The 13,263-nt window shown below is 60.4% G+C and carries 13 protein-coding genes and 1 pseudogene; 9 read left to right on the top strand and 5 right to left on the bottom strand.

What is annotated here, in order from left to right:
- Positions 1-15: 15 nt before the first annotated feature.
- A pseudogene (locus ASG86_RS21030) lies at positions 16-266 on the top strand (LGFP repeat-containing protein); the annotation flags it as partial.
- Position 267: 1 nt separating this feature from the next.
- Positions 268-492: LGFP repeat-containing protein (locus ASG86_RS21025; protein WP_442854302.1), on the top strand; the 225-nt coding region annotated here is incomplete at its 5' end.
- A 77-nt stretch (positions 493-569) separates the two neighbouring features.
- Here the strand turns inward: ASG86_RS21025 and rfbA are convergent.
- Together rfbA and ASG86_RS13150 are read right to left on the bottom strand one after the other, a co-directional pair.
- On the bottom strand, positions 570-1,439 hold the full coding sequence (gene rfbA, locus ASG86_RS13155; protein ID WP_056334909.1) for a glucose-1-phosphate thymidylyltransferase RfbA: 870 nt from the start codon (positions 1,437-1,439) through the stop codon (positions 570-572).
- Between the two features lie 2 nt (positions 1,440-1,441).
- Positions 1,442-2,734, bottom strand: a complete 1,293-nt coding sequence (locus ASG86_RS13150) for a hypothetical protein (RefSeq protein ID WP_056334906.1) — start codon at positions 2,732-2,734, stop codon at positions 1,442-1,444.
- 210 nt (positions 2,735-2,944) lie between these two features.
- Between ASG86_RS13150 and rfbB the strand changes: the two genes are divergently transcribed.
- From rfbB to ASG86_RS13130, 4 genes are read left to right on the top strand one after another with little or no spacing between them, the layout of a single operon-like run.
- Positions 2,945-3,943, top strand: a complete 999-nt coding sequence (rfbB, locus tag ASG86_RS13145) for a dTDP-glucose 4,6-dehydratase (protein ID WP_056334904.1) — start codon at positions 2,945-2,947, stop codon at positions 3,941-3,943.
- A gap of 3 nt (positions 3,944-3,946) precedes the next feature.
- Positions 3,947-5,374 carry a sugar nucleotide-binding protein gene (locus tag ASG86_RS13140; protein WP_056334899.1) on the top strand — a complete coding sequence of 476 codons (1,428 nt, stop codon included), beginning with the start codon at positions 3,947-3,949 and terminating at the stop codon, positions 5,372-5,374.
- Positions 5,375-5,417: 43 nt separating this feature from the next.
- The gene (locus ASG86_RS13135; RefSeq protein ID WP_235565175.1) at positions 5,418-6,083 is read left to right on the top strand and encodes a glycosyltransferase family 2 protein; all 666 of its coding nucleotides are present in this window, start codon (positions 5,418-5,420) and stop codon (positions 6,081-6,083) included.
- Positions 6,084-6,095: 12 nt separating this feature from the next.
- On the top strand, positions 6,096-6,509 hold the full coding sequence (locus ASG86_RS13130) for a DUF2304 domain-containing protein (protein ID WP_056334896.1): 414 nt from the start codon (positions 6,096-6,098) through the stop codon (positions 6,507-6,509).
- Positions 6,510-6,673: 164 nt separating this feature from the next.
- Here the strand turns inward: ASG86_RS13130 and galE are convergent, their stop codons facing one another.
- Positions 6,674-7,696: a UDP-glucose 4-epimerase GalE gene (galE, locus tag ASG86_RS13125; protein WP_056334893.1), complete on the bottom strand. Its 1,023-nt coding sequence runs from the start codon at positions 7,694-7,696 to the stop codon at positions 6,674-6,676.
- A 110-nt stretch (positions 7,697-7,806) separates the two neighbouring features.
- Here galE and ASG86_RS13120 point away from each other — a divergent pair, with 110 nt between their 5' ends.
- Positions 7,807-8,550, top strand: a complete 744-nt coding sequence (locus ASG86_RS13120) for a glycosyltransferase (RefSeq protein WP_440151316.1) — start codon at positions 7,807-7,809, stop codon at positions 8,548-8,550.
- A 229-nt stretch (positions 8,551-8,779) separates the two neighbouring features.
- Here the strand turns inward: ASG86_RS13120 and ASG86_RS13115 are convergent, their stop codons facing one another.
- Positions 8,780-9,664, bottom strand: a complete 885-nt coding sequence (locus ASG86_RS13115) for a glycosyltransferase family 2 protein (RefSeq protein WP_056334887.1) — start codon at positions 9,662-9,664, stop codon at positions 8,780-8,782.
- Between the two features lie 128 nt (positions 9,665-9,792).
- Here ASG86_RS13115 and ASG86_RS13110 point away from each other — a divergent pair, with 128 nt between their 5' ends.
- The gene (locus ASG86_RS13110; protein ID WP_056334885.1) at positions 9,793-10,713 is read left to right on the top strand and encodes a glycosyltransferase; all 921 of its coding nucleotides are present in this window, start codon (positions 9,793-9,795) and stop codon (positions 10,711-10,713) included.
- A 131-nt stretch (positions 10,714-10,844) separates the two neighbouring features.
- Here ASG86_RS13110 and ASG86_RS13105 read toward each other — a convergent pair whose 3' ends face one another.
- Entirely contained in the window at positions 10,845-11,771 is a 927-nt protein-coding gene (locus tag ASG86_RS13105) for a glycosyltransferase family 2 protein (protein WP_056334882.1), read from the bottom strand.
- A gap of 320 nt (positions 11,772-12,091) precedes the next feature.
- Here ASG86_RS13105 and ASG86_RS13100 point away from each other — a divergent pair, with 320 nt between their 5' ends.
- Positions 12,092-13,120, top strand: coding sequence for a hypothetical protein (locus ASG86_RS13100; protein WP_156386185.1), 1,029 nt, complete (start codon positions 12,092-12,094; stop codon positions 13,118-13,120).
- The last annotated feature ends 143 nt before the right edge of the window (positions 13,121-13,263 follow it).

The following is a 13,263-nucleotide window of genomic DNA, read 5'->3' as shown; positions in this document are numbered from 1 at the left end:
TTCCAAAACGGAGCCATCCTCTGGTCCACCGCCACAGGCGCCCASRTCTCACCCAMCGGRCCCATCCGCGACGCCTGGAAAACCACCGGCTTCGAAGGCGGCACCCTCGCATACCCGACCGGACCGCTCACCTGCGGCCTGAAAAACGGCGGCTGCTACCAGAACTTCCAAAACGGAGCCATCCTCTGGTCCACCGCCACAGGCGCCCAGATCTCACCCAACGGACCCATCCGCGACGCCTGGAAAACCACCGGCTTCGAAGGCGGNTTCCAAAACGGAGCCATCCTCTGGTCCACCGCCACAGGCGCCCAGATCTCACCCAACGGACCCATCCGCGACGCCTGGAAAACCACCGGCTTCGAAGGCGGGATCCTCGGCTACCCGACCGGACCCGTTACCTGCGCTGCGGACCGTCAGAGCTGCTCCCAGCCCTTCCAGGGAGGTCGGATTGACTGGACCGCAGCTGCCGGCGCCAGGATCATTCGTCAGTAAGGCAAGTGGGAAAGAAAACGCCGACGGCGGGTCCCGCAAGTGAAGCGGACCCGCCGTCGGCTTGTGCGCACAGGTGCCTACGCGCCGTGCTCGAGCAAGTCGATCAAATACTGGCCATAGCCGCTCTTGATCAGCGGAGTGGCGCGCTCGCGCAACTCATCATCGGTGAGAAAGCCCAATCTCCATGCAATTTCTTCCGGGGCGCCGATCTTCAGGCCCTGGCGGTTTTCCGTGGTGCGAACGAAATTCGAAGCGTCGTTAAGATCGTTGAACGTTCCAGTGTCAAGCCAAGCAGTGCCGCGGGGCAGGATTTCCACCTGCAGCTTGCCTCGCTCCAGGTAGGTCCGGTTAACGTCGGTGATCTCGAGCTCCCCGCGCGGTGAGGGCTTGAGATTCTTGGCGATGTCGACAACATCGTTGTCGTAGAAGTACAGGCCGGGAACGGCGTAGTGGCTCTTCGGGCTTTCAGGCTTCTCCTCGAGGGAAATTGCCTTGCCCTCGGCGTCGAACTCGACAACGCCGTAGGCCGTGGGGTCGGCGACCCAGTAGCCGAAGACGGCCCCTCCGTCGATGTTTTCGAAGCGGCGCAGCTGGGTACCCATGCCCGGACCATAAAAGATGTTGTCGCCGAGAACCAGCGCAACGGGCTCACTTCCTATGTGCTCCGCACCCAGAATGAATGCCTGCGCCAAGCCATCAGGAGATGGCTGCTGGATGTAACTCAGGCTTACACCGAACTGCGAACCATCTCCCAAGAGGCGCTGGAACTGTTCGGCGTCGTGCGGAGTGGTAATTATCAGAATATCCCGGATACCCGCAAGAATCAGGGTCGAAAGCGGGTAGTAGATCATCGGCTTGTCGTAAACCGGAACAAGTTGTTTGCTGACACCAAGCGTGATCGGGTGGAGCCTCGATCCCGTACCGCCGGCGAGAATAATTCCTCGCACGCTCACCTTCTTTCGTTGTCGTTGGTTCGCAACCGGTTACACGATATCGCTACTCGCCCCAATCCCCAGCCACGAGGTGCCACGAACGCCGGTACTTCAGCGAGCCGCGGGTCGGCCGCGCACGCCGCCCGGCCACCCGTGATCTGTTCTTCCCAGGACGGACCGTCAGCGCGGGCACTGGTGGGTGGGAAGTAGCCGAAAGCAAGAATTGTGATAAGGACAGTTGAGCAGATGATCTCCCAGCGGAGGACGCGTCGCGTGGACGCAATCGTGCCGGGGATACCTTGCGTCTCCTGGCTCCATCGAAAACCGCCCATAGCGATGGCCAGTGCTCCAAGAGCAAACATGGCCGGCGCAGCGGCGTAGCGCAGGAAATCAAACTTCAGCCACTCTTCATCCGTAAAGGACGAATATGCCATGAACGGACGGTTGTTAAAGACTTGAGCGGCAAACCAAAGAGCCGCGGAAACCCCGACGAACGCCACGACGGCCAGCAGGGTCTCGCGGCCTTTCGCGGCGCCAGCGACCACAGGTGTGAGCAAGAGTGCGACGGGAATTATCAGCAGGGCCCCGCCAAAGTAGGTCCAGGCCACCCCTACGCTGGATGCTGAACTTTCGATATTCGACATGCCTCCCTGCGTGAGCCAGCCGATGAGGACCATGCCAAGGTCCCATGGCACCGCATCTTTCGAGACAGACCGCGGGAAGCTTGCGTAGGTAATGAACTGCATGGCCAAACCGAGAAGCAGTCCGACGGAGCCGCCCCATTGACGATGCGTGCGAACCGCCAGAACGACCAGCGGAACGAAAAGAACGGTTTGGATCTCCGTCGACGCGGCCACGAAGGCCAAAGCGGCAAGGCCTCCGTTGAAGGCAAGGGTGCGGGCAGGATGGATCAAAAGCCACGGCACCAGCCACAGCATGTACCAATGCAGGTTCGCTGTGTTACCAAGTACCTCGAGCGGTCCGATGGGCAAGAGTGCCGGAATCACGGCCAGCAGCAGGCGTCCGCCAAGACGTGACACATAAGGCCGGCTGAGGAAAAACACCGCGACACCCACAAGCCCGACGCAAGCGCAGGACAGCCAGGAGATCCGCTCGGCGTACGCTTCAAGGGGTCCGGTTCGCAGTGCCAGATGTGCCAGAAGCCTGGGAAGAAGGTGGAGATATCCGTCATACGGGTCCATGACGCCATTCAGGAAGCGGCTGTCCATCGCCTGACGAAGGAAAATCCCGCCGTCCTCGGCCCAGAGGGTCCCGTTGGTGAGCCCGGGAAGCCTGATCCAGGCGGCCAAGGCCAGAGCTGCAGCTCCGAAAACAGCTGCAGCGCACGCGAAAAGTCTTTTCCGGGATGAAGCGAGTAATTGAACGAGCGTCCGTGGCACGCTGGGGGGCTCCGAGTCATCGACAATCCGCGGTGGACGCAGTTGGCCAGCCGGCAAGTTCACGTCGGAGATCCCTTCATTCAAACAATGTTCAAACCCTATCGGCTACGATCTTGAATCATGCAACGACTCCTCGTTACCGGCGGCGCCGGCTTCATTGGTTCCAATTTTGTCCACTACGTTCTTGAAAACACTGATGACAATGTCACCGTTCTGGACAAGCTGACCTACGCCGGAAACCTTGAATCCCTCAAGGGGCTGCCGGAGGAGCGCTTCAACTTTGTCCAAGGCGATATCGCCGACGCTGACCTGGTGGACCGACTGGTAGCTGACACTGATGTTGTGGTGCACTACGCAGCTGAATCCCACAACGACAACTCCCTGCATGACCCGCGCCCGTTCCTCGATACCAACATCATCGGCACGTATACGCTGATTGAGGCAGCCCGGAAACACAACAAGCGCTTCCACCACATCTCCACCGACGAGGTCTACGGCGATCTGGAGCTGGATGACCCCGAACGGTTCACCGAGCAGACGCCGTACAACCCCTCCAGCCCCTACTCGTCGACGAAAGCCGGCTCTGACCTGTTGGTCCGCGCCTGGGTGCGGTCCTTCGGTCTGCAGGCCACTATCAGCAACTGCTCCAACAATTACGGTCCGTACCAACACGTCGAGAAATTCATCCCGCGCCAGATCACCAACGTGATCGACGGGATCCGCCCCAAGCTTTATGGCAAAGGTGAGAACGTCCGCGACTGGATCCACGCAAACGACCACTCCTCCGCCGTCCTGGCCATTATTGCCAAGGGCAGGATTGGGGAGACGTACCTGATCGGTGCTGACGGGGAGAAGAACAACAAGGACGTCGTCGAACTGATCCTCAAGCACATGGGCCAGTCGCCTGATGCGTACGACCACGTAGTGGACCGGGCTGGCCACGACCTGCGGTATGCCATCGACTCCACCAAGCTCCGCCAGGAACTCGGCTGGGAACCACAGTTCTCCAACTTCGATGCCGGGATAGAGGACACCATTGCCTGGTATCGGGACAACGAAGACTGGTGGAGGCCCCAAAAGGCACTAACGGAAGCAAAGTACAGGGAACAGGGCCAGTAGAACATGTCCATACAGTTCTCAAAGCCGCTGTCCTCCCGACAAACCCCGATCCCGGGCGTGGTGCTTTACGACCTCCCGGTCCACGGCGACAACCGGGGGTGGTTCAAGGAAAACTGGCAGCGCGAAAAGATGGCAGCCCTCGGCCTGCCGGACTTTAGACCCGTCCAGAACAACATCTCGTTCAACGAGAAGGCAGGCACTACGCGCGGCATCCACGCTGAGCCGTGGGACAAGTTCATCTCGGTGGCGACAGGCCGGATCTTCGGCGCCTGGGTTGACCTTCGGGAAGGACCCTCGTTCGGTGCGGTCTTCACGGCGGAACTCGATGCCAGCCAAGCCATATTTATCCCCCGCGGCGTCGGCAACGCCTTTCAGACCCTCGAGGACAACACCGCCTATACGTACCTCGTCAACGATCACTGGTCAGCTGACGCGCAGGGGCAGTACACCTTCCTGAACCTTGCCGACGAGACTGTTTCCATTCCGTGGCCTGTCCCGCTGGATCAGGCGGAGCTGTCCGACAAGGACAAGGCACACCCCCGCCTGGCAGATGTGAGGCCGATGCCGCAAAGGAAGACCCTCGTCCTCGGTGCAAATGGCCAACTCGGCAAGGCGCTGCAGGAAGCCTACGATGGCGACGCGTCAGTGGAGTTCGCTACCCGGGACATGTTTGACCTCGCTTCCGAGGACGCCGGCGCGCAAGTCAACTGGAAGAACTACTCCACCATCATCAATGCTGCGGCGTATACCGCCGTTGACAGCGCGGAAACACCTGAGGGCCGCAAGGCGGCATGGGACGCGAACGTCACAGGAGTGGGGCGCCTGGCGCGTATCGCCGTCGAAAATAATCTGACTCTCGTCCACGTCTCCTCGGACTACGTTTTCGACGGCACAAAATCATCTGCCTACACCGAGGAAGATCCCGTCTGCCCGCTCGGTGTCTATGGCCAGACGAAGGCAGCAGGCGACGCGGCCGTGAGCGTCGTGCCGAGGCACTACATCGTCCGTACCAGCTGGGTGATCGGAGAGGGCAATAACTTTGTGCGCACAATGGCAACACTCGCGGGGCGCGGCGTAGAACCTTCGGTGGTGAACGACCAGATCGGCCGGCTCAGCTTTACTGAGGACATCGCCGCAGGAATCAAGCACCTCCTGGCCACTGGCGCGCCGTACGGCACCTACAACCTGTCCAACGATGGCGAACCCATGTCCTGGGCAGCCATTGCGGCCGCTGTGTACGAAGCCTGCGGTGCTCCGCGGGACGCCATAACCGGTGTGAGCACAGAGGAATACTTCTCAGGTAAGGCTGCAGCGCCGCGTCCCCTCAACAGTGTCCTCGACCTCTCACGAATCAAATCAGCAGGTTTCTCTCCGGCTGACCAGCTACAGCGGCTGCGTTCGCTGCCGCTGTCTTCATCAAGTGTCCGGTGACTGTGGCGCGTCCGTGTGTGTCTGATTGTGAGAGGATAGTGCGGTGAGTAAGACGTGGGTTGTCATTCCGATGTACAACGAGGCAACCGTTGTTGGCAAGGTCATCGAAGGTCTTTTGGGAACATTCCCGAACGTAGTGTGTGTTGACGACGGCAGCCGTGATGGTTCTGTGGTTGTGGCCCGGAACGCGGGCGCTGTAGTGGTGGAGCATCCTGTGAACCTTGGCCAGGGTGCGTCACTTCAAACAGGTATCGAGTACGCCCTGCAGGACCCTCAAACCGACTCCATCGTCACGTTCGACGCCGATGGGCAACACCGCGTTGAAGATGCGGCTGCGATGGTAGAGCGTTTGCGCACGGAATCGCTGGATGTTGTGCTTGGTTCGAGGTTCTTGGACTCCAGGACGAAGCTGACTGCCATGAAGCGGATCGTGTTGAAGGTGGCTGCGTTGCAGATGAAGCTTTCAACCGGGCTGGACCTGACCGACGCCCACAACGGCCTGCGGGTGCTGGGCCGGGATGTGGCCAGCCGTATCAGTCTCAAACAGAACCGCATGGCCCACGCGTCAGAGCTGGTCCACCAGTTGGCGGCGTTCAAGGTCCGATACGTAGAGCATCCCGTACACATCATCTACACGGACTACTCCAAGGCGAAAGGCCAGTCCCTGCTTAATTCGGTGAATATTGTCGCCGACCTGTTCTTTAAATAGGAGGCCAAACCCTTGATCTTCATAGTCCAGCTTGTTCTGGTTATCGCAGTGATTTTTGTGTCGCTCGCCCTGATGCGGGGAGGCTCGAACTCACGGCACCTGGCAATCCGGCGGCTATTGCTTGTGGTGTTCGCGTTCGCGGCCGCGATCTCGATCTTCCTCCCCGACCTGCTCACTCGCGTGGCACAGTTCCTTGGGATTGGTCGCGGCACGGACTTGGTGCTCTATGCCTTGATTTTCTGTTTCTTCGTGTTCATGTCAACGACGTACCAGCGGTTCCGGCAGTCAGAGTTCGCGCTGACGCTGCTGGCGAGGCGCATGGCGCTTGACGAAGCCGCGCGCCCTTGGCTGGAGGACGACCGTCCGCGCCTGCAGGCGCCAGTCACTCATCAGCAGCCGACCGGAGCCACCAGCACTGAGCGCTGAAGGCCAACAAGGACCTTCCCACCCCGAGGGCCTGAGCACGGTATCGCACCGGGCTCAGGCCCTCGGGCTTTAGTTGGGTTATCTGGTGTTGTTGCCCTTGGAAGCAGTCACACAGACTCCAACCCTAAACGGCGTCCCAACTGGGGGAAGGACCCCATGACCGGCTACAAGGACCGGGCGGTGTAGCCGGAGGGATTGGATTCCTGCCACCGCCAATGGTCTGCACACATGGATTCAAAGGACCGTTCAGCCTTCCACCCAAGATCCCGGAGGGCTTTGGAGGGGTCGGCCAGGCTTACCGCAACATCGCCCGGCCGACGGCCGACGATCTCATACGGCACTGGACGGCCTGTGACCTGGGAGAAGGCATCAATGACCTCCAGTACGGATGTCCCCTGGCCTGTACCCAGGTTCCAGGTGAACAACCCTGCGTTGCTGTCCAGATACCGCAGCGCGGCCAGGTGCCCAGCGGCAAGGTCAACCACGTGGATGTAGTCCCGTACCCCTGTCCCATCCGGCGTGTCGTAGTCATCGCCGAACACTCGGACCACCGGCCGCATCCCCACAGCGACCTGCGCTACGAATGGCAGGAGATTGTTCGGTGTCCCCACGGGATCCTCGCCAATCCGTCCTGAACCGTGTGCGCCAGCCGGATTAAAATACCGTAGGACCGCGATGCGCAGCGATGGGTCCGCAGCTGATATGTCCTCCAGGATTTCTTCGATCTGCTGCTTCGTGCGCCCGTAGGGGTTCGTTGCGCAACGGCGCATGTCTTCGAGCAACGGCAATGGGTTCTGAGGGTCGTAGACAGTCGCCGACGAACTGAACACCAGCCGTTCGACACCATGCTTCTTCAGGGCAGCCACCAGATTAAGGGTGCCCACCACATTGTTCATGTAGTACTCGTACGGCATCTGGGCGGACTCCCCCACGGCCTTCAACCCAGCGAAATGGATTACCGCGTCAGGCCGGAACTCCCCCACAGCCGCTTCGAGCGCACGCGCGTCCAGAAGATCTGCTGTGCGCATTTGTACTGGTGCGCCGCCAAGCTCCTGCACCCTTTCGAGGGACACCGGGCTGGCGTTACTCAAGTTGTCATAAACCATGACCTCGTGCCCGTGCTCAAGTAACTGCAAAACAGTATGCGAGCCGATGAAGCCCGCCCCGCCGGTAACCATAATCTTCATACCTTCAGGCTATCGGCACAAAGCCGCGCACGTTCAATCCGGCACGACCGCCGACTGGGCCGTTGCTATGATGGGTGACGCCCCGCATCCAAGCCGTTCGGAGAATATGCATGCCCACACGACCGGTCGTATCCGTTTGCATGGCCGCCTACAATGGCGCCCAGCACATTCACGAACAACTGGATTCCATCCTCGCGCAACTAACCGACCATGACGAAGTGATCATCGTCGACGACGGATCTACCGACGGCACCCGGGAGTGGCTTACCAACCTTCATGACCCCCGCGTCAAAGCGCACTTCAACGAAGAAAACCTCGGATACGTCCGCAACTTCGAAAAAGCCCTCCAACTCAGCACCGGAGAGGTCGTCATGCTCTCTGACCAGGACGACCTCTGGCTCCCCGGACGCGTAGAAGCCCTCATCCGGGCACTTGAGAACGCCGAAGCAGTGGCCTCAAATTTCAGCTATTTCGAAGGTTCGCCCCGCAAACTTGAGCAACTCCGACTCAAAGAGGGCACGGGCGGCCATAGGATCCGGAACCTCATCCGACTCTGGATCGGTGTTATCCCCTACTACGGCTGCGCCATGGCCTTCCGCCGCACCTTCATTCAAAGCAGCCTGCCCTTCCCCCCGTTCCTCTACGAAACCCACGACCAATGGCTTGCTATGCTCGCCAACGTCAGAGGAACAATGGCGCACCTCGAACGCGAAACCCTCAGCCGCCGCCTCCACGCAAACAACACCACGCCTAAGACTTTCCGGGGCATCCCGACCATTCTCAAGTCCCGCTGGATGCTGAGCAAAGCATTTGTTGAGGCAGTCCGCCGGAGCAAAGCGCTGCAGTCCGTTTAGATATCCCCGACTGACGCCCCTGTTCCCACTGCCCGTGGCGGCTTCTAAGGGCGGCACTGGTGTCGGGCGGCGTGCGCCATCTGCTTCAAGAAGGTTTCAGCCGCGGTCCTGTCAACCCTCCGCAGATTGGCCCGTACGCAGAGCTTCATAATCCAGCCGCCACGCGAAGAAAAAGTGGAGGGGCGGTACCTCCCGGCACCACCCCTCCACATACTTGGCTGCTACAAGATCAAGCTACAACGTGCTTGAGAAGCTTTTGTACCGCAGTGCTATTGCCGGACGCAATGCCCTTACCCACAAGGGATGCAGCGTTGAGCCTGCTCATTAGGTGGGTAGTGGCGGCGCGGGCAGCCTTGGACCAGCCGCGGGCCCTGAATCGTTCAGCCTGATCCTGAAAGAAGCGACGCTCTTCTTCAAACCGACGTCCGTCAAGAGCCCTCACCGAGGAGTCGGACGCGGAATGACGACGGTACAGGAACGCGAGCTCCGGATCGACGACAAGCGCACCTCCGCGGGCTGCGACGTCGAGGAGCATGGCCAGGTCCTGGACGACATCCAGGCCCTCAGTGAACCCAATCTCCTGCACAACCTCAGACCGCCATGCCAGAGACGGAAAATAGGTCCAGTTGGCACGCAGCAGGCTTGCAGCCAAGTCCTCATTGGCGAGGACCAGTGGCGATGTCGCCTGCGGTGCGCACACCTTCTTCACGCGGTCAACCAGCGGGTTGACGGCCGCACCGTTCTCATCGATGACCTGAACACCCGGCTGGACGATTGCAGCTTCAGGGTGGGCCTCGAAAGAGCGAACGACGACATCGAGGTAGTTCGGCAGCATGATGTCGTCTGCACCCATAATGACCACAATTGGGGCGTCGGCCTGCGCCAGTGCCTTGCGGTAGTTTCCGTTGGCGCCGAGATTTTCACCGTTTTTTTGGTAGGACACCCGCGGATCATCAATGCCGGCGAAAAACTCTTCTGGCTCCGTGCTCGGATAGCCGTCATCGAAGACCCGTAGCCGCCAGTCCTGGAATTGCTGAGCCATGACGCTGTTGGCAGCTTTCTTCATAAGTCCCACGTCCCCGTAATAGGGCAGCATGACGTCGACTACGGCCATAGAGAGATCCTCCCACCATCGTTGTTGCACCAGACGGCGCCTGACCATGGTACCGGACGGAGCGAGACCGCATCCCTCGATAGACTGAAGCGAACAGCCAGAGATCAAGGCTCCCGGAAGGAAATTCATTGTCGCAGCAGGACTCCGTCGTCGCCGTACTGTCACTTTTCAACCCTCCCCCTGAGGTCATTGAGCGGGTTCGGAGGCTCCGGCGGCAGGTGGACAAGGTTGTGGTTGTCGACGACGGCTCACCCTCTCCAGACGAGGCCACCTTTGAACTACTGGAGGACATGGCCCAGGTCATAAGGTTGGAGGAGAACAAAGGAATTGCGGCCGCCCTCAACGCTGGAATACAGCGTGCCCGGGCATTATGGGATCCCTCCTGGGTGCTAACGCTCGACCAGGATTCGGAGATCGGCGACGCCTTCATCGCCAATGCGCAGAAGACCGAGGAACGCGCCAAGCGGGCTGGCATCAAAGTGGGTGCAGTCACCCCAGAGACGCATAACGGGACGCGCATAGACATGCTTCCCGGCAAAGATGAATTCGGGCAGGGCTTCGACCCAATGCAGTCAGGCACGCTCATCTCCACCAGCGCGCTGGATCACGTGGGCCTCCTCGACGAGTCGCTCTTTATCGACGCGGTCGACTCAGAGTTCACAGCCCGTCTGCGCCAGCACGGCTATAGCCTGATCACGGGCGACGGCTGTGACCTCTCGCACACCCTCGGGCAAGCGCGCCCAATGAAAGTACTTGGTCTTCGCGTCAAGATCGCCGGACGTGAGCTTAATGTCTACTATCACGCCCCGTTCCGCGTTTACTACATGGCCCGCAACAGCGTTCGATTGACGCGAACATACCTGCTAAGCCAGCCGGCGTGGATCCTGAAGCGTGTGGCGCTTGAAAGCATCTTCCATCTGATACGCATCACTTACGGGCCGAACCGGATGCTCCTGCTCAAGGCCATTGTTCTAGGGATCCGGGATGGCCTGTTGGGCCGGCAGGGACGGATCCCGGCCGACATACAGGATCATCTGTCACCCTCCTGAAAACGCTGGGCAGTCCGGCGGACTTCGTCCCGCGCAGACAGGCCCGGTTGTGCGGAGCTATAGCTATTCATCCGTACAATCCGGGCCCACCTGCCCACGGGCACCATTCGCGGCAGCGTTAAGGACCGCGCTTAGTCGAGCGCGTGGATTCCAAGGGCTTCCCGGCTGTCGCGCGAGAGGGTCTTCACCAAGCCACCCGGCGCAATTCGCCTGGGCCTCCGGGCAACTCCGTGGAACCAGCCGCGGGCCGCCGCTGATGCCCATCCGAGCTTGTGCTCGGCCTTGCCGGCCTGTTCCAGAGTTTGGATAGCCAACCCTCCCAGGTTGACGATCTTCGAGTTCCGGTCGGTGTTCTTCTCGCGCAGGTACCACAGGCTGTTGCGGATGTGGTAGTAGAGACGGGGCCCCATATCGGCCGTCGTTCCCTTGGCAACGGGATGGTTGACCATGCTCGCAGGCACGGTCATGGCAAGCCCCATACGGGACAGTCGGTGCGTGTACTCGGAATCGTCGATCCAGATGAAGAAGTCGACGAAGGGAAGATGCGTCTCCCTCGCGAGGTCCAGGTTAACCAGCACTCCAACAAAGGTGGCGGTGTCGATGGCCACGCCGCCGGCGGCGTTCGCATCCATATGCCGCTTGGCATCAGCTGTGATGACCGGGGGGTTGCGGGTGTTGAAGACATCGCGTCCGTGCGTCACCAAGGAAGCGAGAACTGAGGGGCTGGGTTCAATTCCCCGGAACGCCGCTTTCAAGGGAGCGAAGGCATCCAGCTCCGGTTCGGCGTCGTCATCCATCAGCCAGGCCGCCTCGTGGCCTTTGGCCATGGCAATGTCGAGGCCCCAAGCGAAACCGCCTGCGCCGCCCAGATTCTTGCCGGTCTCGAAGAGGGTCACGTTCGGATGGTTTTTTCGGACGTAGTCCGCACTCCCATCAGTTGAACCGTTCTCGATCACTATGATCTCATCCAGCGGTTCAGTCTGGGACTCAAGCGCGACAAGGCACTTTTCTAAAAGGTTGATTCGGTTGTAAGAAACGACAACGGCCGCAAACGTCAATGCATCTCCTAAGTGCGGGGCCAGTCCCAGCAGTCTATCGGACTGAGCCCTTCAGCCCGTCGCCTAGAATCGTAAGGTCCCCCTCGAACAGGAGCCCCGTGTCCATCAGAGCAGGATCTACCCACATTCGACGCCTGATCAGCTTCGCCGCAACGGTTGGGGCGTCAACTGTTGTGAGCCTGGTTACTGTACCCCTGATTATCGGCCGGACCAGCGCCCAAGCATGGGGCAGCCTAGCCGTTATCCAGACAGGTGCCATCCTTTTTGGCGTTCTCGTTGCCTTCGGTTGGGGAACCACTGGCGCGGCGACAGTTGCCAGCATGCCGCGGGATGCAAGGCCTGCCATGTACCTGGAATCGCTGGTATCCAGGGCCTACCTGTTCATCTTCACGCTTCCAATAATGATCGTAGTGATGCTCTTGATTTCACCCGCCGGCGTCGGCGTGGTGGTCGCGGGATCTGTTGCCTATCTGCTGCCCTTCCTCGGGGCAACCTGGTACTTCATCGGCGAAGCTCGTCCCGCCCGGCTCTTTCTGCTGGATGCCCTCCCCCAGATGACCGGGGTCCTGGTTGGTTTCCTGGTGCTCAACATCACCGGGGAGCTCGCCCATTTCCTCATTGCATTGGCTGTCCTCACTGCCGTGGGGGTGCTCCTCTCCAGCGCAGTAATCCTCCGGGGACTTCCCGCCAACACTAAAGTCCCTTTGGGGCTAAGGGCAGCGTTGGCGCGCCTGGCTCCGCAGCGTCATGGCGTGATTACCGCTGGGACAACCAGCCTCTACGTCACCTTGCCTCTCCTCGCTGTCTCTGCGCTGGCGCCCTCCGCCACCCCTCTGTACGCCATGGGAGACAAGCTGTTCAGGTTCGGCCTCGTAGCCTTCTCTCCTGTGCTGCAGGTTATTCAAGGCTGGGTCCCTGAAGGAGGACCGGACACCGTCGCCCATCGTGCCCGGCGGGCAGCATTTGTTGGGCCTTTGATTGGGCTCTTGGGCGGTGCAGTGATTACGGTTGCCACGCCGACCATAGCCGCCATGCTCTCACACGGCGAACTCAAGCTGACTATGACCCAAGCGCTGCCATTCGGCCTCATGTTCACGGTCGTGGCCTGCACGCAGATCATCGGCCTGGCCTGCTTGGTCGCCATGAATCAGTCAAGGGCCCTGGCCAGTTCCACTGTTCTCGGCGCCCTGGCAGGAGTTCCTCTCATTCTCGCAGCCGCATACTTCCTCGACGCCTGGACCGTGGCATGGGCAGTTGTTGTTTCCGAGTCGGTCGTCCTGGCTTACCAGGCTGATGCCCTGCGCCGGCAGCTGGGCCGGCAGAAGATCACGACACCCAGTGCGGCGTGATGGATGCACGAATCGTTCCCTTCGGTGCTCAACTGCACGCAGTGGACGCTTGCGACCATCTGACCTGACGGGCGCCGTCGCTGCCGGTCCCCACTGCTACCCGGGAACTCTGGTCCTGCACCGAAGAGGCCGCGCGTCGGCGG

Source organism: Arthrobacter sp. Soil764 (genome assembly GCF_001428075.1).
In the GTDB taxonomy this organism is placed as follows: domain Bacteria; phylum Actinomycetota; class Actinomycetes; order Actinomycetales; family Micrococcaceae; genus Arthrobacter.
Note: the sequence above shows the minus strand (reverse complement) of the source record. Positions and strands in the feature narration are given on the sequence as shown.